The following is a 26258-nucleotide window of genomic DNA, read 5'->3' on the forward strand; positions in this document are numbered from 1 at the left end:
TTCACGCTGGCTTTTCTAATCTCAAGGAGCCCATTATGCACAACGTTATTTTTGTCCCTAATGCTGTCACAGGTCACGGTGAGTGGGTAACCCCGCTAACCATTGAACAGGCAGATTACGATTCGCTGTTCTGCCTTAGTTGTAAGTTAAAGCTAGGCGTTCATATTGACCCTTTGACCGGGGTTAGGAGTTTTATTCACTTGCCAGGCAGTATTCATAATGTGATGAAAATGAAAACCTGTGAGCACAGGAGTAAATCAGAAATTTAGAAAACATCGGAGCTCCATCTTGCTTCTCTCCTTAGCTTTATCATCCCTTTGTAGTACAAACTGGCGGTGTTCACTATTGGGGTGGCTCAAAAGAATGCCCTTATGCTCCGATGTCTCTTATTGCACCTCGCAGTTTTTTGCTAGGTGCCAGGATGGGCATTACAAAACTGGTAGTACTTTCAGTCCAGACCAAATCCGAAAGAAGCTATTGAAATCAGGCCCACAGTGCGGATACATTACGCACGTTGTTACTTTGTATCATCAGGATGCCGTTGACTGTGTTTATTCGCCGTGAAGTCATTTCCAGAATCGTGCTTATCATCATGGCTGTTGCCGTGCTGAGCAGTTCGTTTATGGCAAAACCACAGGCTGCATACAGCGTTCAGGAAACAACGTCCATCAGTGACCATCAACACGACAGCGATGAACCACTGAATGAGCACGATCCATTGTTGTTTCACTCCCACGGTAGCGTGCATCACCTCAATGCCGATCATTCCCACGATCTGAATAAACTCTTTACTCTGCCTACTCTGCACGCCTGGAATCCGGGCATGCGGGTGATATATGCGTTGAGTTCAGAACAAATACTGCAAATGCCGCAGTCCACCCCCGAACGCCCTCCGAGAATCCTGTCTGCGTAATAACTTCTGTTAATTCGTTATTATTCAACATGTAAGGATTTTTATGTATACCAGCCTTGATACACAGGGCCGGTTGAGCGCTCGCCTGCTTTCAGCTCAGGCGCGTTCGGCTTGTCTGTTTTTCCTGTTGTTACTGCTTTTCTACAGCCAGGGCGCATATGCCCACGGCGTGGCGGAAGGCGATAAAGGGTACATCCAGGAGATCACTGGGATTAACATCATCCCGTTTATCTACCTTGGCGCGAAGCACATGGTGACCGGTTACGATCACCTGCTGTTTCTGTTCGGGGTGATTTTCTTCCTCTACAAAATGCGCGATATCGGGCTGTACGTCAGCCTGTTCGCTATCGGGCACTCGACGACGCTGCTCATCGGCACCTTCTTTGATATCAGCGTCAGTGCTTACCTCATCGACGCCATTATCGGGCTGTCCGTGGTCTATAAGGCGCTTGATAACCTTGGGGCATTCCAGCGCTGGTTTGGCGTTCAGCCCAACACGAAGCTTGCGACGCTCATCTTTGGATTCTTCCACGGTTTTGGTCTGGCAACCAAAATCCAGGAATTCGAAATCTCTCCCGATGGCCTGTTCGTCAACCTGATTGCCTTCAACATTGGCGTTGAAATCGGCCAGTTGCTCGCGCTGAGCGCCATCCTGATCGTCATGAGTTACTGGCGGCAAACGGCGAGCTTTTTCCGACACGCTTATACCGCCAATGTGGTGATGATGAGCGCGGGATTTCTGTTAATGAGTTACCAGCTTTGTGGCTACATTTTAGCCTGAGGGAGACAAAACAATGTACAACACTGATTTACCAACACGCGCAGAATTACCTTCTGCCATCAAACTGATGCAGTCCACTATCCTCGCCGCCATCGTGGCGCTGACGCTGCTGATCACCGTCGTCATGCCTTCGGAATACGGCATTGATCCTACTGGCGTGGGTCGTTTACTGGGGCTTAAGCAGATGGGAGAAATCAAAACGCAGCTTGCCGAAGAGGCTGATGCCGATAATCAGGCCAGCGCTGTTCAGCAAGGACAGCTGGCTGCGCCGGTTAATGAGCGACCGATCCCGGATAATCCTCCGGCAATAACGCAGAACACCTACCCGGAGCTGAGCGTTCCGGCGACCACGCGCGCGCCGGAAGTACCAGCGGCTGGCTCGCAACGTCATCAGATGCTCATCACCCTGAAGCCCAACGAAGCTGCTGAAGTTAAACTGGAAATGCGTAAAGATGCCCGCGTGACCTATCAGTGGACCAGTTCCGGGCCGGTAAACGTGGATGCACACGGCGATCCGGTCAACGCCCCGAAAGGCTTCTACCATGGCTATGGTAAAGCCCGGCAGATCACATCCGGAGACGGCGTTTTACAGGCCGCGTTCGAGGGTAAACATGGCTGGTTCTGGCGAAATCGTGGGTCTGAGACCATCACGATACAGCTTGATACAACCGGCGACTACCTGAACATCAAACGGGTTATCTGATAAATCAGGGGCAGGTTATCCTGCCCCTTTTCACGCTGCCGTCAGCCCGGTCAGGCGGAGTATCAGCCCGGCAAGAGCCGCCAGGGCAATAACGTGCGTAACCTTCCATTTTAATCGGAAAAGCGCAAACGCAGCGGCGACGGCAATCAGGGCTGCAGGGATATCGATCCCTCCCTTTGCGCCTTCCGGCCATACGGTATGCCAGATAAAAAACAGCCCCAGATTAACAATGACGCCCACTACGGCCGCAGTGATGGCGGTTAACGGTGCCGTGAAACCGGCCTTGTTGTGGGTCGTTTCGATAAACGGCCCGCCTGCCAGCACGAAAATGAAGGACGGGAGAAAGGTAAACCACGTCACCATGCAGGCGGCAACGGCTCCGCCGACAAACAGCATATCCGCGCCAAAAACAGCATGGGTATACCCACCAACAAATCCGACAAAGGTCACCACCATAATCAGCGGGCCGGGCGTGGTTTCTCCCAGCGCCAGCCCGTCCATCATCTGCCCGGCAGTCAGCCAGCCAAAATTGGCGACAGCACCCTGATAAACGTATGGCAGGACGGCGTAGGCCCCACCGAAGGTAAGGAGCGCAGCCTTGGTAAAGAACCAGCTCATCTGCGTCACCGGATGCGCCCAGCCCAGCCCCAGCGTCAGCACCGTCATGGGAATAAGCCAGAGCAGTGCGCCCGCCGCCACAATCCTTAACAGTTTCGCCCAGCTGAACAGGGCATGCGCCGGTACGGGCGTATGATCGTCAATAACCGCAGCTCCACCAGCGGCTTTCTCCTGTTTGTTATGTCCGCTGCCGCTGTGAAATTTTTCCGGCGCGATGCGTCCGCCGATATAGCCAGTTATCGCTGCTGAAATAACGATGACAGGGAAAGGTACGTTCAGGGCGAAAACGGCCACAAATGCCGCAGCAGCTATAGCCCAGTGGGCACCGTGCTTCAGCGCACGGGACCCGATGCGATGCGCCGCCTGCAGCACGATTGCCGCCACGGCGGGTTTAATGCCGTAAAAGATACCGGCAATAATGGCAACGTCTCCCCAGGCGATATAGATCCACGACAACGCGATAAGAATAAAAAGCGAAGGAAGGATAAATAACAGCCCGGCGATCACGCCACCCCACGTTCTGTGCATCAGCCAGCCGATGTAGGTCGCAAGCTGCTGCGCTTCCGGACCGGGCAGCACCATACAGAAGTTGAGTGCGTGAAGGAAACGCGACTCGGATATCCAGCGCCGGTTCTCGACCAGCTCCTGGTGCATGATAGCTATCTGTCCGGCGGGCCCGCCAAAGCTGATAAACCCCAGCTTGAGCCAGAACCAGAACGCCTCCTTCAGGGGGATCGGCGAGGGCTTAACGTTTTCCTCTGCCAGCGTCAGCGACTCCGTTTTGTTCATCATGGCCGGACCTCATTTCAAACGTCGTTAACAGACCATCAAACAGCGAACAGGCCGCTGCGAGTAATGTGTCATCATCCGTAATGCTTTCACGCAATCCTGCCAGTACACTTTCAACGCCAGCCGCTTCGGGAGGCTGAACCCCGCCAACATCAAGGTAATGCACCAGCATTGCCAGACCATTCAGGGCATCCCCCGTCAGCCCGAAGCGGACCATCAGTACTTCAAAGGTCACCCGATTGTCGATGTGGCTGAAGGTCGCCCCATCAAAATCAAACCCCACCGCCGCTGTCGGGCAATCATTGCCATCCTCAAGCCAGAGAAACTGCGCATCAGGATCGATAAAACGCCGTATAAGCCAGGCGCTGGCAAGCCTGTCAATCCAGGGTCTGCGTCGGGTTGCCCAGATCCGGTTGTGGAAATCCTCAGGCATCAGTTGTGTCAGCTCGCCGCTGACGGCGTGGGGCTCGCCGGGAGAGATGAACCTGTTAATGCCTGCTTCCAGTTCCGTCAGGCTAAAGACGGCCTGCGCCTGCGCTTCACCAGGAAAGAAATCAATCGCCACAATCCGATCCAGCTCGCGCCGAAGTTTTCTCACCACCTTCAGCTGGCTGACGGCGGTTTCCTCATCCAGGTCGTTTTTACACACCTGTAGCCTTTCCAGCAGGGCCATGTACTGCTGAGAGCGATCAAATAACGGGCGGATTTCCTCTTCTTCGGGCGTTGTAGCGTTAAAAACAAAAGCCGCACCCCCCTCATCGCGGATTTCACGACTTATATCGTTAAAGATCTCTTGGCCCTGTTGCGCTTCAGGCAACAGATAAACGCCGTCGCGCAGCATGGCGGCACCGGTGTTTTTTAATGCCCGCCAGACACGCATACGCAACGTGGCCTGCTGAGTGGGCAGCGTCAGGATAAGAATATGTAGTTTCATGATGTAGAGATTAATACATCATGTAGAATTTGCTACGCATAATTTTTTATATGCATATAACAATGGGGGGCCATCCAAAAAGAGAGCCACTAAAATGTAATACCGCTTGCCAGGCACACCGCTATTCTCTACTCTTTCCACATCCCCCCGGGGGGGATATGGAAAGCCAGGAGAGTTTCTGATGCTAAGCATTCTTTCTGATCGTTCATACCGCCACCTGTTTATGGCGCAAATAATTGCCCTTATCGGTACCGGTCTGGCGACCGTTGCGCTGGGCCTTCTGGCCTACGATCTGGCGGGCGACAGGGCCGGGGCCGTTCTGGGAACGGCGCTGGCGATTAAAATGAGTGCTTATATTCTGGTCGCCCCGGTTGCCGCCGCCTTCGCTGATAAATTTCCCCGCCGCACGATGCTGGTTACGTTGGATCTGGTGCGGGCTATGGTGGCTTTTGCACTGCCTTTCGTGACCCAAATCTGGGAAATTTATATCCTTATTTTCATTCTGCAATCGGCGTCAGCCGCGTTTACGCCAACGTTCCAGGCCACGATTCCTGATATCCTCCCGGACGAGCGTGACTACACCCGGGCGCTCTCGCTCTCCCGGCTGGCCTACGATCTTGAAAGCGTCATCAGCCCCATGCTGGCAGCCGCACTGCTGACGGTGATGAGTTTCCACAATCTTTTTGCAGGCACCGCCGTCGGTTTTCTCGCTTCCGCCATTCTGGTTGTCTCAGTCACCTTGCCCAGAATGCAGGCGCTGACTGTTCATCGCACCATTTACGATAAAACCACGCGCGGGATGCGCATCTTCCTGAAAACGCCAAGGCTGCGGGGGTTGCTGGCGCTGAATATGGCCGTTGCAGCGGCCAGCGCGATGGTGATCGTCAACACCGTGGTTCTGGTGCAGGCCGACTTTGGTTTCTCACAGCGCTCCACCGCGATTGCGCTGGCGTTCTTTGGCGTGGGGTCGATGATATCGGCGCTGATACTTCCGCGTCTTCTCGACAAAATAAGTGACCGGATGCCAATGATGGTCGGAACCGGTTTACTGGTTGTTGGCCTTGGGCTGGGTATTTTCCTTAAGGATTATTTTACGCTGGTCGTGCTCTGGGCTTTGCTGGGCGTTGGCTACTCGCTTTCCCAGACGCCATCCGGGCGTTTATTACGCCGCTCATCAACACCGGAAGACCGGCCTGCACTGTTTGCCGCTCAGTTTGCCCTGTCACATTCCTGCTGGCTGCTTACCTATCCGCTGGCCGGATGGGTAGGGGCAACCTGGGGAACTCAGGCCTCTTTTATTGCGCTTACCATTGTGGCGGCGTTCTCTCTGTTAACCGCCGTGCTGATCTGGCGTCCGGAACACGAGGTTTATTCGCAGTTGCACAGCCATCAGGATGCTGACGCGAAAACGGAAATAACCCATGAGCATGATTTCGTTATTGATGACGAACATCCCTCATGGCCGAAGAGAAAAAAATAATTACCCAACGTTCGTACTATCAGGAGAGGATAAACCGATAAACAGTGTGACCCTTACGTTGATACACATTATCTTATCCCCTCCACCCGGAGAGGATAAAAATGACTGTTCACGCTTCACACCCCGACATTATAAAAAGACTTAAACGTGCCGCCGGGCACCTGAAAAGCACCATCCAGATGCTTGAAGATGAAAAAGCCTGTCTGGATATCGCCCAGCAACTTTATGCTGTGGAAAAGGCGATAACAAACGCCAAGCGTACGCTCATTCATGACCATCTCGATCACTGTCTGGAGGATGCCCTTCACGCCGATCATGCCGGGTCTGACACAACGCTTAACGAATTTAAAGAGATCACCAAATATCTTTAAGGCAAGAGAAACATGACTGATTTTTCCGCTCTGTTACAGCAAGGCGTGGCTAACGCCTGGCTGTTTATTCCCAGCGCTATTTTGCTGGGTGCGCTCCACGGGCTCGAACCGGGCCATTCCAAAACGATGATGGCCGCTTTTATCGTGGCTGTCCGGGGAACCGTTAAGCAGGCTGTTCTGCTGGGGCTCGCTGCCACCCTTTCCCACACTTCAGTTGTCTGGTTAATTGCTCTGGGTGGAATGTATATCAGCCGCAAGTTTACCGCTGAATCTGCAGAGCCCTGGTTCCAGTTGATTTCTGCGATCATTATTCTCGCTACTGCCGCATGGATGTTCTGGCGCACCTGGCGCGGCGAAAAGCTATGGAAGATGGAGCAGGAACAGGAGCATTCTCACGGCCACCATCACGATGAAACACGCGTCATCGACACCGGTCACGGCAGCGTTGAACTCTCTATCTTTGAGGAAGGCCAGCCGCCTCACTGGCGTTTACGCATGCTTAGCGGCAAAAAATGGGAAGCGCGGGATATTTCGCTGGTGACCAACCGTGGGCCGGATACTTTTTCACAGGTATTCGACTTCGTTGAAAAAGACGGTTTTATGGAATCCACCCAGCCGATCCCCGAACCGCACAGCTTCGATGTCCGCTTAACCCTGGGTCATCGCGGCCATGTGCATGACTACGACGTAGCGTTTCATGAGCACGACCACGATCACGAGCATGACCACTCGGCTCTGGAAGGTCTGGACGTGAATTCTCAGGAATATCAGGATGCGCACGAAAAGGCGCATGCGAACGATATCAAAAAGCGTTTTGCCAATCGTAAGGTCACAACCGGGCAGATAGTCCTGTTTGGCCTGACCGGCGGGTTAATCCCTTGCCCGGCAGCCATTACCGTTTTGCTGCTCTGCATTCAGGTGAAAGAGTTTACGCTTGGTGCTGCCCTGGTGCTGTGCTTCAGTATTGGCTTAGCCATTACGCTGGTTTCGGTAGGTGCGGCTGCGGCGTTTAGCGTTCGTCAGGCAACCAAACGCTGGAGCGGATTTGATACGCTGGCGCGTCGTGCTCCGTACTTCTCAAGCGTGCTGATAGCTCTTGTGGGGATATATATGGGCTATCACGGCATGACAGGCATTATGCAATAATTTTTTGAAGCGCCGATATTCACAATACGTTGTAATTCGACCTGAACATTGAGGTTCAGGTTGAGTCTTCTTAAGTATTCATGCCTTTACACTCATGCAAAGAGTCCATGTCAGCTTTAAGCTCATTACACGTTTTGGCTGTGTATTGCACTAGTACGCTGTCCTTTCCCTTAGCAGTAAAGCACTCTTCCGGAATATTGTCTGATAGTGATTAATCACAAACTATGATGCTTTTGCCACCATATGAAGCTCGCATACGCATCTCTGCTTGTACCTGTGGCAGCCCTGTTTAAAAAACCAGCAATAAAAATTTTCACATACTAGGTATTAATATAAATTTTATTAAATAACAATAACTTGTCGTTGTTTGGAATATAAGTTGGAATAATTTGTTGTAAAAAATGTGGTTGCGTTCTATCCTTCATGGTGACATTTCACAACAAATTTTTAGAGATCCTCTATGTCTTTAATCAATAAAGAAGAAGCCCATTTAGTATGCCGTCCTTACTACAACACCTTAACTTCTGTTTTCGATAATGCTTGGAAAAACTGGATTCAAAACGATATTGCCCGTCGCCTGGTCGACAAACGAGTGCGCTCGGCAGTGCTCCGAAACGATGCCTTATTTTTTTTGAAGGATCAGATTGAAGCTGCAGAAATTGAAGGTATTAAGTACGTAAAGATGCCTCATCAAGTGGGATTTTTGATTCAAGATCGCTATTTTGTGAGAATCAAAAAAGGGGACAAGAGCCTTCGCTCTTCTAACTATCCGACGCAAAGAGCATTGGATTTCCACAACCCTGAAGTTGACATGTTTGGTGGTCTGATTCGATTAGAGTTACTTTACATACTTAGTGACGACTGTGTAGGAATTGATAAAATCGTCCTTACTCAGCGCAACGGGAAATTTGTTGCATGGGCAATTGATATAACAGATGAAAATCTGTACGACTTGCCTGTACACGAGCTTGAAGTGAACATACCCCAACCTCAGCCTGTTACAAAAAGTGTTTCACCTGCGAAAAGTGTTGTGAAACCGAAACGGGTTAGAAAGACAGAACCGAAGGTAGAAAATGGTCGTGGAGATTAAGTCAGCAGCCACCGTACGCCCAGAGATGATTGAGTTGCGTCGGAAAATGTTGGGTATGAGCCAAAAGGATTTGGCTCATCGTGTAGCCCTGTCTCAAGGTACGTTGTCCAAAATTGAACAAGGGCTTAAATCTGCAACTGAAGACCAAATCCGCAGTATTGCGGAAGCGCTTAACTGTCCCGTCGAGTTTTTCATGATGTCAGAAAGGCTTTATGGTGGACCAATCAGTGCAAACCCGATGTACCGTAAAAAAGCATCTGTCAGCATGAAAGTGCTGGATAAACTTGTTGCTGAAGTGAATGTACGTATTGCTCATCTCAGAAAGCTGTTGCAGTTCGTTGAGTTCGAGCCCGAATATGAGCTCCCTTACTACGATCCTGAAGACTACGAAGAAAATATCGAACAAATTGCTCGTAATGTCCGTACTGCGTGGCATATCCCACGTGGGCCGATAAAAAACCTTGTTGAGGTACTGGAAAGAGCAGGCATCATTATCATTGATTGCGATATGGAAGATACTGGACTTTCAGGGCTAAGTTACAAAGTGGCGGGATTGCCACCATTAATCTTTATAAATAAAAATCAGCCAGTTGATAGGTACAGATTTACTCTAGCCCATGAGCTGGGTCATTTAGTGATGCATCGGGCTCCCACTCCAACGATGGAGGATGAAGCCAACGCTTTTGCTGCAGAATTGCTTATGCCCGCCTCTGATATTTATAACGATTTACGAAATATCAGTATCGAAAAAGCCGCTGCCCTTAAACCATTTTGGCGGACTTCAATGGCTGCGTTGTTCTATAGAGCAAAAACGCTAAAAGCGATTACGGCAGGTCAAAGCGATTGGATTTGGCGGCAAATGTCCATTAAACGTTACAAAATAGATGAGCCTGTCAAACTCGATGTAAACGGGGAAACACCAACATTACTGAACGCAATAATTGATCATACGAAAGACGAGCTAGGGTATGACCAAAGCGAACTTGCATCTATCTTCAATTTATTCCTTCCCGAGGTTATGCGTCTGTATGCTTTGGGAGCTCAAAACCAACATCTACGGTTGGTAAATTAATCATTTAGGGCTGAGCAATAACGCTCAGCCTTATGGTCTAACCCGCTGTTTTAATATGTAAAAATGAAACTTCTGCCAGAGAGCTAATGTTGTCGGCATACCACTGCATCATCTCCCTACGTCCCTCCAAATACTGAGCATGGTTGTAAGTCCCACGTATCGCATTCTTATCCACATGCGCAAGCTGCGTTTCAATCCACGCCGAGTTAAAACCTTCTTCATGCAGGATGGTACTCATGGTGTGGCGGAAACCGTGCCCCGTCAGCCTTCCTTTATATCCCAACAACTCAATCACTTGATTGACACTTTCCTTTGAGATGGGCTTCGTTCGATCATTCCGTCCGACGAATACTAGGGGGTATAGCCCGGTAATAGGCTTAAGTGACTCAAAGAGCTCGACAACCTGATCCGACATCGGAACAATGTGTGGTCGTTTCATCTTCATCACTTCAGCAGGGATCTCCCAGAGCCGCTTTTCAAAATTAATATCCTCCCAACGAGCAAAACGTAATTCCTGAGTTCGAACTCCTGTAAGCATGATGATTTGAGTTGCAGTCTTGGTAATAACACTCCCGGTATAGCCTGCAAGATCTCTAAGAAAGTGGGGGAGTTCTTCAGCAGTCAGGAAAGGAAAATGCGTTTTCTTTGGTGTAGCGAGGGCTGTAGCGAGATCGGGTGCAGGGTTGTATTCAGCGCGTCCGGTCACGATTGCATGACGGAATACTTCACCGCAGCGCTGTCTGACTTTGCGCATCTTTTCTAATGCACCACGCTTTTCCATACGACGAAGGGTTTCCAGCAATTCCATGGGCTTAATTTCAGCTATGGGACGCTTACCGATGTAGGGAAAAATATCCTTTTCAAAGGTATCAATAATTTCATCGCGATAACGTAATGACCAACGATCCGCTCTCAGCTGATGCCATTCACGGGCAATAGCTTCGAAGGTATTTTCATAGTTAAGCTTTTGGGCAATTTTCTCTGCTTTCTTTACTTCACCGGGATCGCTTCCAGCAGACAGCAGCTTTTTCGCAGCATCACGCTTTTCACGGGCTTGAGCGAGAGAAACCTCAGGATAAACGCCGAAAGCAAGGCGCTTTTCTTTACCCGCATAACGATACTTTAAACGCCAGTAGCGTGAGCCGTTGGTGGTTACTTCAAGGTAGAGGCCTCCACCATCAGATAGCTTGTACGGCTTCTCTTTGGGCTTGGCTGTGTCGATTTGTCTGACTGTTAGCTTCATTGGGGGCATCTCAAAATGGGGCTATAAATCATGCCCCCCATTATGCCCCCAGAACGCACTTGATTCCGGTAGAGACAGTTGACCTCGGGAGAACATAATCAGCAGTAATTGCGGGTATTATAGGGGATTTACTTGAGACAGTGGAGTTCAGTAGAGGCTAATTGGCGGAAGATCACAGGAGTCGAACCTGCCCAGGACCGCTGGCGGCCCCAACCGGATTTGAAGTCCGGCCGCCCCACCGGGGACGAGGATCTTCCTTGGAGAAGAGAAGAAGCAAGGCGCTGATTATAGCGCAGTTTGTTCGCTGCGCTAAGCGGGAAATGGCGGCCGCCGGCGATTCGGCGGCCGGGGAGCGCTACTTCAGGAAATCCTTCACGTCCAGCAGGATGAACTCGTTGTCATCCGCCATATTGGGCTGGCGGCTGGAGGAGAACGGGAAGTTGTTGTCGTTGCCGACGATGATGTGGTTAGCGTCCACCACGTCCACGTTCTCGATGGTGAAGAACGGGAAGGTCAGCACGCCGTCGTTCAGCGGCTTGCGCGCCAGCTTGTTCGGATCCTGAATGTTCATCAGGTCGATATAGCCCAGTTTCTCGACCGGTTTGCCGACGTTGGCGTCCGAGAAGGCGATTTTATACACCCGTTTGAACTTGGCTACCTGGCTGAAGCAGTTGTCGGTCGGCGCACCGGCGGCGCAGGCTTTATCCGGCGTGCCTTCGCCGTTGTCGCGCTCGATCACCAGCCCGTGGGTGGCGTCGATCATGTTGAAGTCGCCGATGGCGTTCTGGTTGTCTTCTAGCACGTACTGCCAGCTGCGGCCGGTCCAGGCCTGCTGTTTCACGTCGAACTCCAGCACCCGCAGGTAGCGTTTGCCGCCGACGTTCTCGAACTGCTCGCCGTCCCACAGCGCCCCTTCCAGCAGCGGGTACAGCTTGCTGCCGTCCGGCGAGGCGGCCATGCCTTCAAAGCCTTTGGAGCGCGCCACCTGGAAGTTCTGCTTGCCGTCCGGCGCCCCCGGCAGGGTCAGCGTCGGGTTGTCCGGCGATTTCACTACTTTGCCGTCCACCAGGGTGTCGAACACCGCCAGCACTTTGCCGTTCAGGTCGGCCTTGATCAGGTAAGGCCCAAATTCTTCACCGATCCATAAGGCATCGTCGGCAAACTGGAAGCTTTCCGGATCGAAATCGCTGCCGGTTAGATAACGCTGCTCGGTGCTCTCGTTGATGATGTGGAACGGCACCTTTTTATCCGGATCGTGCAGGAAAATCGTCTTCAGCGGCGCGACCGTGCCGTCTTTGAAATCGATCTTGTAATGATTGAGATACAGCATGGCGTCCGGCGAGTTGGCCTTGCTGCCGAAGCCGTTGTCGGTCAGCACCCAGTAGGTGCCGTCGGGCATGTGTTTGATGCCGGAGTGGCCCTGCAGCGGCTGGCCGTCGATCGGCAAGCCGAGGCCGGTCAGGCGATCGGCGGATTTGCCCGCCACGCTGCCCAGTTCGGTGACGCGTTTGCCGCTGGTGTACTTACCGCTCTGCTGCAGATCGCTCGGCGCGTCTTTCGGTGTGGAAACGGCGGATTTCACCGGCAGCAGCGCATGCCCGGCCAGCGTCGCCTGCACCGGCTGCGCCTCGGCCCACAGGTTGGCGCTCAGCGCCATGCAGCCGACCAGCAGCGCCAGCCGGGTTTTGGTGTTGTGCATGTCATTGTCCCTTTTCGTTGTTATCGCCCAGAAGTAAAAGCAACGTCACTATAGGGAGCGGCAATGACAGAAATATTATTCGGCGAACGCCCGCCGGTAGCTGTGCGGATGGAAGCGCCAGGTGATGGCGATCAGCACCACCACCAGCAGCGCGTGGATCTGCCAGTCCAGCACGAAGCCGCCGCTGTAGTCGCGCAGCAGGCCGGAAAGGTAGGGCGTCACCCCCGCCAACAGGAAGCCGACGCCCTGCATAAAGGCCACCAGTCGCCCGGCCGCCGCCGGCTGGTGCAGGTGATCGAGCGCCAGCACCAGGCACAGCGGGAATGCGCCGCCCAGCCCCAGCCCGGAAAGCAGCACCCACAGCCACGGCAGCGTCTGCGGCAGGTAAATCAGGCCGATAAAGCCGATCAGTTGCATCATCAGCGCCAGCAGCAGCAGCGGCCGCCGGTCATGATTGCGCGCCAGCGCCGGCAACAGCAGCGCGCCCATGACCTGGCCGAAGGTCATCAGCGCCAGCAGCGAACCGCTGGCCTGCGGCTGCCAGCCAAGCTGCATGTAATACGGCGGCAGCCACGCAATCAGGCTGGTATAGCCGCCGTTGATCAGGCCGAAATAGGCGCCGAGCAGCCAGGCGCGCCGGTTGCGCAGCAGGCTTGGCCCGCGGTTTTCACCCGCCGCGCTCAGGCGAGACAACCCGCGGCTGACCGGCCACCAGGCCAGCAGCGCCACCAGCGCCGGCAATGCCCACCAGGCCAGCGCGCTGTGCCAGTCGTGCCCCGCGCTCATCAACCACGGGGTGATCGCCGCGCCCAGCCCGCCGCCGCCCATCAGCGCCGCCGACCACAGCCCGGCCACCAGCGCCATGCTTTTGAGGAAATGATGCTTGATGATGCCGGGCATGACCGCCTGGATCACCCCGATGCCGAGCCCGCCCAGCACCGCGCTCATCAGCAGCTGCACGCTGCCGGGGGCCAGTTCGCGCCAAAGCGCGCCCAGCCCGATCGCCAATAAACTTAACGCCACGGCGCTGCGTTCGCTGAACAGCCGGTTGATGGCGCCACCCGCCAACGCCATCAGGCCCATCATCAGCACCGGCAGCGTGGTCAGCAGCGCCGCGCCGCCAAAGCTCAGCCCGGTGGCCTGGCGCAGCGTCGGCAGCAATGGACCGATCGAGGTCAACAGCGGCCGCATGTTCAGGCCGATCAACACCAGCGCCAGCAGCAGGGGATTGAACCAGCGGCGCGAAGAGGATGAATTAACAGAATGATTTAACACGGTATATTCCTGGTACTGCAAAATGAAGAGTGCGGTGTCACAGCGCGATCGCCGCAGCGTTGCGTTACTGTAGGCAACGCCGCTAGTATTGGGAAATTAAATAATAAAATAGCCAACAGTGGGAAAATGAATCGCTACCCGATGTTCAATCCGCAGCTGCTGCTCAGCTTCGTCGCCGTATGCGACAGCAACAGCTTCACCCGCGCCGCAGAGCGGGTGTTTTTGTCGCAGTCCACCGTTAGCCAGCAGGTGCGCCGGCTGGAAGAGATGCTGGGCAAGCCGCTGTTTGAGCGCTCCTCGCATCAGGTGCTGCTGACCGAAGAAGGCGTGAAGCTGTTGAGCTACGCACGCCGCATCATCGCGCTGAATGAAGAAGCCCACGACGCGCTGACCGGCATCTGGCGCGACGGCGTGCTGCGGATCGGCATGCCGGAGGATTTCGCCGTACCCACCACCGAGCTGCTGGCCGACTTCAGCCGCGAACACCCGCACCTGCGGCTGGACGTCGCCAGCGGCCTGAGCGCCGATCTGCACAGCGCCTACGCGCGCGAAGAGCTGGATCTGATCCTGGTGAAGCAGCGCCGCCGGCAACCGCCGCGCGCCGCGCGGCCGGAACCGCTGCTATGGCTGGACAGCCTGGCCTTCCCGGCCATCGAGCAATCGCCGGTGCCGCTGGCGGTATTTCCGCTCAGCGGCCTGTACCGCGACGAGCTGTGCCAGGCGCTGGACAACCTCGGCAAACGCTGGCGCATCGGCTACAGCAGCGCCAACCTGGCGGCGCTGACCGCCGCTTCCGCCGCCGGGCTGGGCGTCACCCTGCTGCCGGCCGGCTGCCGTCTGCCCACGCACCGGTTGCTGGGCGAGGCCGAAGGATTACCGCCGATAGACAGCTTCGAACTGGCGCTCTACTACCGCGACGGCGCCCCCGCCGCCACGCTGGCGCTGGCCCAGCGGCTGGCGGCGTTTTGCGGGTTGAAATAAACGCAGGCAGACGCCGATCATTACCAAATCGAATAGTCACCAGTGGCAAATGTCGCTGCCAACCGGTCGGTTCCTCTCCTAAATTGGGGGATGTTTCACCCCTCACCTCTGGATTAAGGAACCGAACGTGGAAAACCCTCAACAACCGGGCCGCAGAGCCTTCCTCAGCCAAACCGGCAAACTCACCACCGCCTGCGCGGTGATCGGCCTGACGGGCGGCATGGCGCAGGCCGCGTCACCGGGCGACGGGCAGTGCGCACCGGCACCGATGACCCTGACCGATCGCCACTACTGCCTGAGTGAGGTGCGGCTGGAAGACGGCTTTGAAAACGACGGCGAAACGGTGATCGGCACCCGCACCGCGCTGTACACACTGGAGATCAAAGACGGCAAGATCGCCGCCATTCACGCCGCCAACGCCTCCCTGCCCGCCGGCGTGCCCCGCTATCAGGCGCAGGGCCAGCTGCTGCTGCCGGCGTTCCGCGACATGCACATCCACCTGGACAAAACCTTCTACAGCGGCCCATGGCAGGCGCCGCGCCCGCGCCAGGGCAAGACCATCATGGACATGATCGCGCTGGAGCAGACGCTGATCCCGAAACTGCTGCCCACCTCGCAGCAGCGGGCGGAAAACCTGATCGCCCTGCTGCAGTCCAAAGGCAGCACTGTGGCGCGCAGCCACTGCAATATCGATCCGGTCAGCGGCCTGAAAAGCCTGGAGCACCTGCAGCGCGCGCTGGAAAACCACCGGGCGGATTTCAGCTGTGAAATCGTCGCCTTCCCGCAGCACGGCCTGCTGCACTCCAGGGTCGATGCGCTGATGCGCGAAGCGATGCAGATGGGCGTGCAGTACGTCGGCGGGCTCGATCCGACCAACGTCGACGGCGCGATGGAGAAATCGCTGGACGCCATGTTCCAGATCGCCCTCGATACCGGCAAAGGCGTGGATATCCACCTGCATGAGACCAGCCCGGCCGGGGTCGCCGCCATTAACTACATGATCGCCACCGTGGAGCAAAACCCGGCGCTGCGCGGCAAGGTCACCATCAGCCACGCTTTCGCCCTGACCACGCTGACGCCGGGCGAACTGGCGGAAACCGCCACCCGGCTGGCGGCGCAGCAGATCACCATCGCCTCTACGGTGCCGATCGGCGGCCTGATGATGCCGCTGCCGCAGCTCAGCGAGAAAGGGGTGTTCGTGATGACCGGCACCGACAGCGTGATCGACCACTGGTCGCCGTTCGGCACCGGCGACATTCTGGAGAAGGCTAACCTGTATGCCCAGCTGTACCGCGGCGCCGACGAGTATCACCTGTCGCGCGCCATGGCCATCTCCACCGGCGGCGTGCTGCCGCTGGACGATAAGGGCCAGCGCGCCTGGCCGAAAGCCGGCGACGCCGCCGAGTTCGTGCTGGTCAACGCCAGCTGTTCCGCCGAGGCGGTCGCCCGCCTGCCGGCGCGCAGCGCCACCTTCCATCAGGGGCGTCTGGTGGCCGGCCAGGTGAGCAAAGCCTAAGGTCGGTCCGCTGTTGTCATCATGATGGCCGTTTTTGGCCTTCTGCCAGAGTAAGGCGCGGCGCAAGATAGTCGCTACACACACTGGCGGAGGGCCGAAAATGTCACAGAGCGCGTTATTGATCATCGATGTCCAGCAATCATTCCAGCACCGTCCATTCTGGCAGGAGGACGATCTGCCGGCGTTTCAGCAGGCGCTGACCCGCCTGATCGCGGGCTGCCAACAACGCGGCGCGGCGCTGGTCGATGTGCTGCACGTTTCGCCGCAGGGGCCGTTCTCGCTGGCATCAGGCCACGTGCAGCGCCTGCCGTTCCTCACCCACCAGGCGGATATCACCGTGCATAAGCATGTGCACAATGCGCTGACCGAATCCGGCCTCGACGCCTGGCTGCGCGAGCGGGATATCAACCACCTGATCGTCTCCGGCATCCGTACCGAGCAGTGCTGCGAAACCACCACCCGGGTGGCGTCCGATCTCGGTTATCGGGTGACTTTCGTCACCGAGGCGACGCTGACCTTCCCGATGCGCCATCCCGACGGTGAAGTCTTTACCCCCGCGCAGCTGAAGCGGCATACTGAAACCGTACTGGTCGATCGTTTCGCCCGCATCGCCAGCGTGGATGAGACGCTGGCGCAACTCGCACAGGAGTAACCATGTCGCAGGCCGTCTATTTTCTGCTGTTGCCCAATGTGCTGTCGCTGGACGTCAGCGGCCCGGCGGAAACCCTGCGCCTCGCGGGGCAGTTCAGCCTGCGTTATCTCAGCCCGGTGCCACAGATCGTCTGCTCCATCGGCATGACGCTGAGCGGCCTGCAGCCGTTGCCCGAACGCCTGGAAGACGGCGCCATCCTGGTGCTGCCGGGCGTCGGCGATTCGCAGCGCTATTTCGCCGGGGAAGAGGCCGAGCAGGCACGTCGCTGGCTGGCGACGCTGCGGCCCGATCTGCAGCAGCAGCGCATCACCCTGGTGTGCATCTGCTCCGGCGCGCTGCTGGCGGCGCAGGCCGGGCTGCTCGACGGCTATCAGTGCACCACCCACCACGACGTTATCGAGCGTATCCGCCGGCAGGCGCCGGCGGCGCAGGTGAAAGAGAACCGTATCTTCGTCGAAGATCGCGGCGTCTACACCAGCGCGGGCATCACCACCGGCATCGATTTGGCGCTGCACCTGGTCCATCGCCACTGCGGCGCCGGCCGGGCGCGCGACGTCGCCCGCGATATGGTGGTCTATTTCCGCCGCGCCGGGGACGATCCGCAGCTGTCGCCCTGGCTGCGCTACCGCAACCACCTGCACCCGGCGGTGCACCGCGCGCAGGACGTGATGGCCGCCGAGCCGGAGGCCGACTGGTCGGTGCCGCAGGTGGCGGAAAAAGCGCACGTCAGCAGCCGCCACCTGGCGCGGCTGTTTCGCAGCCACGTCGGCATCAGCGTGCGGGAATATCATGAGCAGCTGCGGTTGGCGGTGGCGCAACAGCGCCTGCAGCAAGGATATGGGTTGGAGAAGGCCGCGCTGGCGGCCGGCTTTTCTTCCGGGCGACAGCTGCGCCGCGCCCAGCAGCGCCAGCGTTCGCCGCTATGACACCAGCCGGCGGGTATCCAGCCGCTGCAGGCCGACAGACAGCAGCAGGCTGAGCCCCAGCGCCACGCCGAATACCCAGAAGATATCCAGCAGCGGGTGGCCGGTGAAATCCAGGTGCCGGCTGCGCATCACGTTGACGATCAGGGCGTGAAAACCGTAGATCGCCAGCGAGTGGCGGGAGAACGCGCTCAACCAGCCGATCGGCTGCGGCAAACAGTGTTTCACCCACACCAGCAGCGCCACCGCCGCCATAAACACCAGCGGGCCGCTGTAGATGTAGTAAGTATCGGCGAAGTTGCCGTTGATGAACAGCTGGTGCTTGGTGCCGCGCGCGATCAGCGCCACGCACAGCGCAAATCCCAGCGCCGCCAGCCAGCCCACGGCGCGCCCGCGCGCCTCCATCATGCCAATCGCCCGCCCGGCCAGCGCATACAGCAGGTAGTAGAAGGTGTCGCCGTAGATATACAGGTTAACCGGCAGCAGGTGCACGTTGCCGAAGGCCAGCTTGTCGGTATTCGGGTTGGCGATCGCCGCCAACACCACCAGCGCGGCGGCCAGGTAACGGCGCGACACCGGCTTGACGCTGATCAGCGGCGACAGCAGATAAATCACCGCAATGGCATAGAAAAACCACAGATGATAGAACACCGGCTTTTGCAGGATGGCGCGCAGCGACGGCCAGAAGCCGATCTTGGTAAAGGCCGCGATATAGATCAGCGCGATGGCGCTGTAGAACAGAATGCAGCAGGCGATACGGGTGAAATGCCGCCGGCCGGCGCTCTTGTCGCCGAAAAACAGGTAGCCGGAAATCATGAAAAACAGCGGCACCGACACGCGCGACAGCGAGTTCAGCACGTTGGCGATATCCCAATTGTGCAGCCCTATCGCCGCGCCGTTGGTGACGTAATAGGTGGTGGCGTGGATCATCACCACCATCATGCACGCCATCGCCCGCAGGTTGTCTATCCAGCCGATTTTCTCGCTCAAACGCTCGCCCGATCTTGTGTCATATTGATAGGTTAAGAAGAGGTTATCGGGCACGGCGTTCGGCGACAACCCAAAAGCGAAATATCAGAATGCACTTAAACAGCACCTTATTATTGCGAAGGTGAACAATTGGCGGCAAAATAGCCGCCACAACTCGCTCAGTTTGCGCTTCCCGCCCTGGCAGTTCCTTTTTCTCTTTTACTATCAGTACAATAATATGAAAACGACATTACCACCTGCGGCACGTTTGGGCCGACAGGCGCTTTTATTCCCTCTTTGTCTGGTGCTGTTCGAGTTCGCCACCTATATCGGCAACGATATGATTCAGCCGGGCATGCTGGCCGTCGTGGCGGATTTCAACGCCGGCGAAGAGTGGGTGCCCACCTCGATGACCGCCTATCTGGCCGGCGGCATCTTCCTGCAGTGGCTGCTCGGGCCGCTGTCGGATCGCCGCGGCCGTCGCCCGGTGATGCTGGCCGGGGTAGCGTTCTTTATCGTCGCCTGCCTGGCGATCCTGCTGGTCACCACCATCGAACAGTTCATCGCCATGCGTTTCCTGCAGGGCATCGGCCTGTGCTTTATCGGCGCCGTCGGCTACGCCACCATTCAGGAGTCGTTTGAAGAATCGGTGTGCATCAAGATCACCGCACTGATGGCCAACGTGGCGCTGATCGCCCCGCTGCTCGGGCCGCTGGCCGGCGCGGCGCTGATCCACGTCGCGCCGTGGCAGAGCATGTTCGTGCTGTTCGCCGCGCTGGCGGCCATCGCCTTCTACGGCCTGTGGAAAGCGATGCCGGAAACCGCCACGCTGCAGGGCGAGGCGTTCTCCGCCGCCAACCTGTGGCGCGACTACCGCCAGGTGCTGGGCAACCGCCGCTTCCTGTGCGGCGCGCTGGCGATCGGTTTCGCCAGCCTGCCGCTGCTGGCCTGGATCGCCCAGTCGCCGGTGATCCTGATCAGCGGAGAGTCGCTGTCGACGCTGGACTACGGCCTGCTGCAAATCCCGGTGTTCGGCGCGCTGATCCTCGGCAACCTGACGCTGGCGCGCCTGACCGGCAAAAACAGCGTGGAGCGCCTGATCAAGCTGGGCGCAGGCCCGATGCTGCTGGGGTTGCTGATCGCCGCGCTGGCAACCCAGTTCTCCAGCCACGCCTACCTGTGGATGACCGCCGGCCTGAGCCTGTACGCCTTCGGCATTGGCCTCGCCAACGCCGGGCTGTATCGCCTGACGCTGTTCTCCAGCAACGTCAGCAAGGGCACGGTGTCAGCCACCATGGGCATGCTGAGCATGATGGTGTTCACCGTCGGCATCGAGCTGGCCAAGGTCGCCTACGTCTGGGGCGGCAGCGGGCTGTTCAACCTGTTCAACCTCATCAGCGGCCTGTGCTGGCTGACGCTGGTGGCGCTGTTCCTCGGCAAACGCCGCAACGGCGACCCCACGCCGCAGCCGACCGGCGCGGCTTAAATGCCACGATAAAACGCCGGTCCGGTTTCCCGACCGGCGTTTTTTATGCGGCTTCAGCCGAGCAGCCCCCACAGCGCATACCCCGCTCCCACTACCGCCCCCCCCAACAGCAGCGACGCCGACAGGACAGAGATCGCCCGCCGCGCGTGCTGCAGCGCCATTCCCGACAGCAGGGTGATATAGACCAGCAAGATGGCGAAGTCCGCCAGCACCCACAGCGCGGTCAGCAGCGTCAGGCTGGCGCCGATCGAGGGGGTGACGGCGATGAACTGCGGGAAAAAGGCGACGAAGAAGACAATGTCTTTGGGGTTGGCGATGCCCACCAGAAAACCGTTCAGGATCGCCGAGCGTTTTTGCAGCGGCGCAACGGGCTGCGCATCGGGGGTTCGCGCGGATAAATCCTCATACAGCGAGACGATCGCCATACGGCCGATAAACAGGCAACCCAGCAGGCCTACCCACTGCAGCATGCGCATATCCACGGCGAACAGCCCGGTGATAATCAGCGCGGCGATGCCGATCAGCAACAAGGAGGCCCCGTTGCTGCCCAGCGCGGTCAACAGCGCACGCCGGGCGCCAAAGCGCGCTGCGGTGTTGGCCACCATCGCCACCACCGGCCCCGGCGTGGCGATCAGCAACAAAATGGCGGCGAAATACGCCGCCAGTAACGACAGGTTCATCTTTATTTCACTCACATTCAGTCAGTTGGCGTCGCGCCATTATCATGCCGTCGCCCCCGCCTTGAAAAAGGAGTAATCCTGTCGTTTACTGTGAATCAGACTCATTATTAGAGACGCCGCGATGGCCAGTTCCCTTCCGCCGCTTTACGCCCTGCGCGCCTTCGAAAGCGCCGCCCGTACCGGCTCGTTCACGCTGGCCGCCGAGGAGCTGCATCTCACCCCGAGCGCGGTCAGCAAGCACATCAAAACGCTGGAGCAGCACTTCGGCTGCCGGCTGTTCCAGCGCAACGGCCCGCGTATCGAGGTCACACCGCAGGGGAAAATCTTCGCCGCCGAGCTGCAACAAGGATTTGGCCGCATCGAGCAAGCCTGCGAGCTGTTCAGAAGCCACCGCGATCTGCTGCGGCTGAAGGCGCCCTCCACCCTGACCCTGCGCTGGCTGCTGGACTGCCTGAGCCGGTTCAGGCAAACGGCGCAGGCGTTCGACGTGCAGGCAGCCAGCGTCTGGATGGACATCGACAGCGTGGATTTTTTCAGCGAACCCTACGACTGCGCCATCCTGCTCGGCAACGGCCATTTCGGCGCCAATACCGCCGCCGCCAAGCTGTTCGACGAATGGCTAATCCCGATTTGCGCCCCCGCGCTGCTCGCCGACGGGCAGCGCGATCTCGCCGCCTGCCCGCTGATCCACCCTTCGCCCGATCGGCGCGACTGGCGGCGCTGGCTGCAAAAAAGCGGCATCGCGGCCCCGCCCGATCTTGCACGCGGCCAGGTATTTGATTCGCTGGAACAGGGCAATGCGGCGGCCATCGCCGGGCACGGCATCTCGATCGGGGATCTGGCGCTGAGCCTGCGAACCATTGAGGAGGGGTTATTGGCGCTGCCTTGTGACGCCGCCGTGCGCACCGGCGACGGCTACTATCTGGTTTGGCCGGCGGAGTCGGCGAAACGGCCGCTGATCGAACGCTTACAGGCGTTTCTCGCCGCCCAAACGCCCGACGTCAGCCGGGCCGCCGTCAGATTTATCGGGTAGGGGAATTCGGCCTATCGCTCTTCGCGGGTATGCCAAATACGCAGAACATAAATCGTTGCCGGCTGCACCTGGTAACGTATCTCATAACGGCCGACCAGAATACGTCTCACTTCCTGCGGTAAAAACTCATCCAGTCTTTCACCCAGGCGAGGATTATCAAGCAACGCTTTAGGCGCGGCGACCAAGGCCTTCACCGAATTCGCTGCCACAGTGCGGTTAGCCAAGGCAAGAAACTCAAACAAACGCGCCAAATCCGATAGCGCCTTACTCGTCCATTTTAACGCCATCAGCGCGGTACCGGCAGCGGATCGTCACTGTCCAGGCTGGCAGCCCAGGCTTCTACCGACTCATGATCGATAACGTTTTGCTGTTCGACATCGGCCAACGCCGCCAGCGTTAACCGACGGCGCTCTTCCTCTTGCTCGAGCCAGGCGGCGAGGGCTTGTTTCACTATCCATCCCCGTGAACGTTCAAGTTTGGCGGCCATTTCATCCACCTTTTCAGCCAAAGGCAGCGGCACATGAGCGGTGATGACTTTCGTATTCATCGTCTTGCTCCTCAGTACAATCAACATCAATCAAAGTGATTAAACCTGATTATACCGCCATCAGAGAACAAAAAACACGCAATCAGTTGCCGAACAATCCGCCGTCACGCAGCAGATGCTCGTTACCCTTGCGGCGGGTAAAACCGCTGCGATCGAAGAACTCCAGCACCTGGATCGCCAGCTTGCGCCCGACGCCGAGCCGATCGCGGAAGTCGGCGGCGTTGGCGCCGCCCCGCTCCGCATCCAGCTCGCGGATCAGCGCCGCGAACTGATCGATGCGTCGGCTGAGGTAATAGCGATCCACCACCACCGCCGTCACATGGCCCAGCTGGGCCGCCTTGCGCAGCAGCGCCCGTACCCGGCTCTCTTCCTCGCCCAACTCGCTCGCCAGATCGCGCACCCACCACGGCTCGTCGCCGAACAGCGGTTCGATGCGCGCCCACAGCGGCGCCTCTTCGGCGCTGAATGCCAGGCCGTGTTCCGGCAGATGTAACCAGCCGCGCGTATTGCGCAGCGCACCGGCTTTCAGCAGCCGATCGATCATCATAAACACCAACGCTTCCGGCTGCTGAGGCAGCCCCATGCGCCGCAGGCGGGCGCGCCCTAACCCCAGCTGGTCGGCGTGCTGTTGGTGGTACTCCGCCAGCACCTGCAGCAGCCGGCTCTCTGCCTGTTGCACCTGCTCCTGCGCCAGCGCCCGGTCACCGACGATCAGCAGATCGCGGTCCGCCAGCAGTGCCGCCAGGCCGTCGTCGGTCAACTGACGCGCCCAGGCGAACGCCGCCAGCGACAGCGCGCCCTGCGGCAGCTCAAGCGCCAGCACCTGCGCATCGTCTTGCGCCTGCGCCAGAGCCTGCAGCCATGCCAGGTAGTCCGGCTGGCGCTTGCCGCGCTTGGGCGCGCTCAGCCTGAGCACCCGGGCCGCGCCCAGCGTTTGCCGTGCGCCAATATCGCGCAGCACCAGCCGATCGTTCTCCGCCAGCCACAGAGGGCGATCGAGGATCAGTTCCGCCAGCCCGTCGTTCAGCAGCGAAATGCGCCCGGTGATGTGGCTGGCGGCATGGTGCAGATGCAGCGGCTGCCAATGGCGGATCGGCCGATCCGCTTCCAGCGCCACCAGAATGCGTTCCGCCGCCTCCGGCGGACGCTGAGCCAGCAGCCAGTCGCCGCGCGCGATCCGGTCTCTATCGGCGTCGCCGCTGATGTTCAACGCGATGCGTTGCCCGGCCTGCGCCTGCTCCACGGTCTGATTTTGAGCGTGCAGGCCACGCACCCGCACCGGCGCGTCGGCGCCGGTCAGCCACAGTGTATCCCCCACCTGCACCCGGCCGCCGAGCGCGGTGCCGGTCACCACCAGCCCCGCCCCTTTGACGCTGAACGCACGGTCTACCGCCAGGCGAAAACGGCGCGTCAGCGCGTGCTCGCCGGGCGATAGCGCCAGCAAATGCGCGCGCAGCACCTCGATGCCCTCTCCCGCCGCCGCCGCGGTAACAAACAGCGGCGCATCGGGCCAGCCCTGGCGCGCCAGTTCGTCGCGCACCTGGCGGCGTACCTCGTCGACACGCGCCGCGTCCACCCGGTCGGCCTTGGTCAACGCCACCGTCAGAGCCGGGCGCCCGCTCAGGCGCAGGATCGCCAGATGCTCGCGGGTTTGCGCCATCACGCCGTCGTCGCAGGCCACCACCAGCAATGCATGGTCAATACCGCCGACGCCCGCCAGCATATTGGCGAGGAATTTCTCGTGGCCGGGCACGTCGATAAAACCCAGCACCCGGCCGTCCGGCTGTGGCCAGTAGGCGTAACCCAGATCGATGGTCATGCCGCGGCGCTTTTCTTCCGGCAGGCGATCCGCGTTGATCCCCGAAATCGCCTGCAGCAGGGTGGTTTTGCCATGATCGACATGGCCGGCGGTGGCGATGATCATGAGGCGCTCAGCGCTTCGATCAGCGCCCCTTCCTGTTCCAGACAGCGCAGATCCAGCCACAGCCGGCCGTCGCCGAGGCGGCCGATCACCGGCTGGGGCAGGCGGCGCCAGCGCTCGGCCAACGCCTCCAGCGTGGCGCCGCGGCCGTCGCGCGGCGTGAAGGTCAGCGCATAGCTGGGCAGGCGATCCACCGGCAGTGAACCGCTGCCAATCTGCGACCAGCACGGTTCGGCGCGCAGCTCGAAATCGGCGCTGAACCGTGGCGTCAGCGCCGCCAGCAGCCGCTCGGCCGCCTGTTGCATCTCCAGCTGCGGGCGGGTCAGCAGCCGCAGCGTCGGCAGCTGCTCAGCCAGTTTTTCCGGCTGCAGATAGAGCCGCAGCGTGGCCTCCAGGGCCGCCAGCGTCAGCTTGCCGACGCGCAGCGCGCGTTTGAGCGGATGCTGCTGCAGGCGAGCGATCAGCGCCTTTTTGCCGACGATGATGCCGGCCTGCGGGCCGCCCAGCAGCTTATCGCCGGAGAACGTCACCAGATCGACGCCGGCGGCCAGCAGCCGCTGCGGCATCGGTTCGGCGGGCAGGCCGTACTGCGCCATATCGATCAGCGAGCCGCTGCCCAGATCGGTGGCGGTCGGCACGCCCTGTTCGGCCCCGAGCTGCGCCAGTTCGGCCTCGTCGACCGCCGCGGTAAAGCCCTGAATGCTGTAGTTGCTGGTGTGCACTTTCATCAACAGGCCGGTCTGCTCGTTGATGGCCTGGCGGTAATCTTTCAGATGGGTGCGGTTGGTGGTGCCGACCTCCACCAGTTGGCAGCCCGCCTGGCGCATCACGTCGGGTATGCGGAACGCGCCGCCGATCTCCACCAGCTCGCCGCGCGACACCACCACCTCTTTGCCGGGGGCGATCGCCGCCAGCATCAGCAGCACCGCCGCCGCGTTGTTATTGACGATACAGGCGTCCTCCGCGCCGGTCAGCCGGCACAGCAGATCCGCTACCGCCCGATCGCGATGGCCGCGCCCGGCACCGTCCAGATCGTACTCCAGCGTCACCGCCTCCCCCATCACCGCGCTTACCGCGTCCTTCACCGGCTGCGCCAGCAGGGCGCGCCCGAGGTTGGTGTGCAGCACGGTGCCGCTGAGGTTGAACACCGGCAGCAAAGCCGGGCGTTGCTGCCGGGCCAGCTCCGCCCGCAGCGCCTGCGGCCAGTCGTCGCACCAGGCGGGTAAACGTTGCTGTTGCTTGATCGCGGCGCGCGCCTCGGCCTGCAGCCGGCGCAGCAGTTCGCCGATCAGCGTCTGGCCATGCTGCGCCACCAGCGGTTCAATCGCGGGTTCTCGCAGCAGGCGGTCGATGGCGGGCAGTTGGCTGTAAAGAAGGTGGGATTCAGTGCTCATGGTCGCTCGGTTTTCAGTTTAGACGTATCGGCATAGCAAAAC

26 protein-coding genes and 1 tRNA gene are annotated in these 26258 nt (G+C 58.6%); 15 read left to right on the forward strand and 12 right to left on the reverse strand.

Annotation, left to right across the window (positions count from 1 at the left end; translation table 11 throughout):
* Positions 1-35: 35 nt before the first annotated feature.
* The 4 genes from HMPREF3138_RS04125 to HMPREF3138_RS04140 all read left to right on the forward strand — a co-directional run bounded on the left by HMPREF3138_RS04125 (position 36) and on the right by HMPREF3138_RS04140 (position 2397).
* On the forward strand, positions 36-269 hold the full coding sequence (locus tag HMPREF3138_RS04125) for a hypothetical protein (RefSeq protein ID WP_023336531.1): 234 nt from the start codon (positions 36-38) through the stop codon (positions 267-269).
* 278 nt (positions 270-547) lie between these two features.
* The gene (locus HMPREF3138_RS25115; protein WP_074398708.1) at positions 548-913 is read left to right on the forward strand and encodes a hypothetical protein; all 366 of its coding nucleotides are present in this window, start codon (positions 548-550) and stop codon (positions 911-913) included.
* 43 nt (positions 914-956) lie between these two features.
* Positions 957-1694 carry a HupE/UreJ family protein gene (locus HMPREF3138_RS04135; protein WP_038859448.1) on the forward strand — a complete coding sequence of 246 codons (738 nt, stop codon included), beginning with the start codon at positions 957-959 and terminating at the stop codon, positions 1692-1694.
* 13 nt (positions 1695-1707) lie between these two features.
* Complete coding sequence (locus tag HMPREF3138_RS04140) at positions 1708-2397, forward strand: hypothetical protein (protein WP_023336533.1); 690 nt, start codon at positions 1708-1710, stop codon at positions 2395-2397.
* A 30-nt stretch (positions 2398-2427) separates the two neighbouring features.
* On the opposite strand, the gene chrA is transcribed toward HMPREF3138_RS04140, so the two are convergent.
* Together chrA and HMPREF3138_RS04150 are read right to left on the reverse strand one after the other, a co-directional pair.
* Positions 2428-3804 carry a chromate efflux transporter gene (gene chrA / locus HMPREF3138_RS04145; protein ID WP_369798191.1) on the reverse strand — a complete coding sequence of 459 codons (1377 nt, stop codon included), beginning with the start codon at positions 3802-3804 and terminating at the stop codon, positions 2428-2430.
* Positions 3761-4738, reverse strand: coding sequence for a chromate resistance protein ChrB domain-containing protein (locus tag HMPREF3138_RS04150; protein WP_174334997.1), 978 nt, complete (start codon positions 4736-4738; stop codon positions 3761-3763). The genes chrA and HMPREF3138_RS04150 overlap by 44 nt, the downstream gene beginning before the upstream one ends.
* A gap of 181 nt (positions 4739-4919) precedes the next feature.
* On the opposite strand from HMPREF3138_RS04150, the gene HMPREF3138_RS04155 reads away from it, so the two are divergent.
* The 5 genes from HMPREF3138_RS04155 (at position 4920) to HMPREF3138_RS04175 (ending at position 9897) form a co-directional block, all read left to right on the forward strand.
* A complete protein-coding gene (locus tag HMPREF3138_RS04155) occupies positions 4920-6218 on the forward strand; it encodes an MFS transporter (protein WP_023336536.1) in 1299 nt (432 codons plus the stop codon).
* 101 nt (positions 6219-6319) lie between these two features.
* Entirely contained in the window at positions 6320-6589 is a 270-nt protein-coding gene (locus tag HMPREF3138_RS04160) for a metal-sensing transcriptional repressor (RefSeq protein ID WP_023336537.1), read from the forward strand.
* Positions 6590-6601: 12 nt separating this feature from the next.
* Positions 6602-7735: a nickel/cobalt efflux protein RcnA gene (locus tag HMPREF3138_RS04165; protein ID WP_023336538.1), complete on the forward strand. Its 1134-nt coding sequence runs from the start codon at positions 6602-6604 to the stop codon at positions 7733-7735.
* Between the two features lie 460 nt (positions 7736-8195).
* Entirely contained in the window at positions 8196-8825 is a 630-nt protein-coding gene (locus tag HMPREF3138_RS04170; protein ID WP_023336539.1) for a hypothetical protein, read from the forward strand.
* The gene (locus HMPREF3138_RS04175) at positions 8809-9897 is read left to right on the forward strand and encodes a helix-turn-helix domain-containing protein (protein WP_023336540.1); all 1089 of its coding nucleotides are present in this window, start codon (positions 8809-8811) and stop codon (positions 9895-9897) included. Before HMPREF3138_RS04170 ends, HMPREF3138_RS04175 begins: the two co-directional genes overlap by 17 nt.
* A gap of 37 nt (positions 9898-9934) precedes the next feature.
* Here the strand turns inward: HMPREF3138_RS04175 and HMPREF3138_RS04180 are convergent, their stop codons facing one another.
* From HMPREF3138_RS04180 to HMPREF3138_RS04190, 4 genes are all read right to left on the reverse strand, one after another.
* Positions 9935-11140, reverse strand: a complete 1206-nt coding sequence (locus HMPREF3138_RS04180; protein WP_023336541.1) for a tyrosine-type recombinase/integrase — start codon at positions 11138-11140, stop codon at positions 9935-9937.
* Positions 11141-11302: 162 nt separating this feature from the next.
* A tRNA-Sec gene (locus HMPREF3138_RS26630) sits at positions 11303-11397 on the reverse strand.
* Between the two features lie 98 nt (positions 11398-11495).
* On the reverse strand, positions 11496-12839 hold the full coding sequence (locus HMPREF3138_RS04185; protein WP_038875928.1) for an esterase-like activity of phytase family protein: 1344 nt from the start codon (positions 12837-12839) through the stop codon (positions 11496-11498).
* 75 nt (positions 12840-12914) lie between these two features.
* Positions 12915-14114, reverse strand: a complete 1200-nt coding sequence (locus HMPREF3138_RS04190; protein WP_071605344.1) for a cyanate transporter — start codon at positions 14112-14114, stop codon at positions 12915-12917.
* A gap of 126 nt (positions 14115-14240) precedes the next feature.
* On the opposite strand from HMPREF3138_RS04190, the gene HMPREF3138_RS04195 reads away from it, so the two are divergent.
* From HMPREF3138_RS04195 to HMPREF3138_RS04210, 4 genes are all read left to right on the forward strand, one after another.
* The gene (locus HMPREF3138_RS04195) at positions 14241-15095 is read left to right on the forward strand and encodes a LysR family transcriptional regulator (protein WP_038875930.1); all 855 of its coding nucleotides are present in this window, start codon (positions 14241-14243) and stop codon (positions 15093-15095) included.
* A gap of 127 nt (positions 15096-15222) precedes the next feature.
* The gene (locus HMPREF3138_RS04200; RefSeq protein WP_038875932.1) at positions 15223-16611 is read left to right on the forward strand and encodes an amidohydrolase family protein; all 1389 of its coding nucleotides are present in this window, start codon (positions 15223-15225) and stop codon (positions 16609-16611) included.
* A gap of 100 nt (positions 16612-16711) precedes the next feature.
* The gene (locus HMPREF3138_RS04205; protein WP_038875934.1) at positions 16712-17263 is read left to right on the forward strand and encodes an isochorismatase family protein; all 552 of its coding nucleotides are present in this window, start codon (positions 16712-16714) and stop codon (positions 17261-17263) included.
* 2 nt (positions 17264-17265) lie between these two features.
* Positions 17266-18189 (forward strand): GlxA family transcriptional regulator, encoded by a 924-nt coding sequence (locus HMPREF3138_RS04210; protein ID WP_038875936.1) that lies wholly within the window; start codon positions 17266-17268, stop codon positions 18187-18189.
* Here the strand turns inward: HMPREF3138_RS04210 and HMPREF3138_RS04215 are convergent.
* The gene (locus HMPREF3138_RS04215) at positions 18184-19176 is read right to left on the reverse strand and encodes an acyltransferase (protein ID WP_038875938.1); all 993 of its coding nucleotides are present in this window, start codon (positions 19174-19176) and stop codon (positions 18184-18186) included. The genes HMPREF3138_RS04210 and HMPREF3138_RS04215 overlap by 6 nt on opposite strands.
* A gap of 217 nt (positions 19177-19393) precedes the next feature.
* Here HMPREF3138_RS04215 and HMPREF3138_RS04220 point away from each other — a divergent pair, with 217 nt between their 5' ends.
* Entirely contained in the window at positions 19394-20641 is a 1248-nt protein-coding gene (locus tag HMPREF3138_RS04220; protein WP_038875940.1) for an MFS transporter, read from the forward strand.
* A 53-nt stretch (positions 20642-20694) separates the two neighbouring features.
* On the opposite strand, the gene HMPREF3138_RS04225 is transcribed toward HMPREF3138_RS04220, so the two are convergent.
* A complete protein-coding gene (locus tag HMPREF3138_RS04225; RefSeq protein ID WP_038875941.1) occupies positions 20695-21321 on the reverse strand; it encodes a LysE family translocator in 627 nt (208 codons plus the stop codon).
* A 121-nt stretch (positions 21322-21442) separates the two neighbouring features.
* Here HMPREF3138_RS04225 and HMPREF3138_RS04230 point away from each other — a divergent pair, with 121 nt between their 5' ends.
* A complete protein-coding gene (locus HMPREF3138_RS04230) occupies positions 21443-22354 on the forward strand; it encodes a LysR family transcriptional regulator (protein ID WP_038875943.1) in 912 nt (303 codons plus the stop codon).
* An 11-nt stretch (positions 22355-22365) separates the two neighbouring features.
* On the opposite strand, the gene HMPREF3138_RS04235 is transcribed toward HMPREF3138_RS04230, so the two are convergent.
* From HMPREF3138_RS04235 to selA, 4 genes are all read right to left on the reverse strand, one after another.
* On the reverse strand, positions 22366-22641 hold the full coding sequence (locus HMPREF3138_RS04235; RefSeq protein WP_038875945.1) for a type II toxin-antitoxin system RelE/ParE family toxin: 276 nt from the start codon (positions 22639-22641) through the stop codon (positions 22366-22368).
* Entirely contained in the window at positions 22641-22901 is a 261-nt protein-coding gene (locus HMPREF3138_RS04240; protein ID WP_038875948.1) for a CopG family ribbon-helix-helix protein, read from the reverse strand. Before HMPREF3138_RS04240 ends, HMPREF3138_RS04235 begins: the two co-directional genes overlap by 1 nt.
* Before the next feature lie 82 nt (positions 22902-22983).
* The gene (selB, locus tag HMPREF3138_RS04245; protein ID WP_038875950.1) at positions 22984-24825 is read right to left on the reverse strand and encodes a selenocysteine-specific translation elongation factor; all 1842 of its coding nucleotides are present in this window, start codon (positions 24823-24825) and stop codon (positions 22984-22986) included.
* Entirely contained in the window at positions 24822-26216 is a 1395-nt protein-coding gene (selA, locus tag HMPREF3138_RS04250) for an L-seryl-tRNA(Sec) selenium transferase (RefSeq protein ID WP_038875952.1), read from the reverse strand. The genes selB and selA overlap by 4 nt, the downstream gene beginning before the upstream one ends.
* Positions 26217-26258 lie beyond the last annotated feature (42 nt).

This window comes from Serratia sp. HMSC15F11 (assembly GCF_001808215.1).
Classification (GTDB): Bacteria; Pseudomonadota; Gammaproteobacteria; order Enterobacterales; family Enterobacteriaceae; genus Serratia; species Serratia nevei.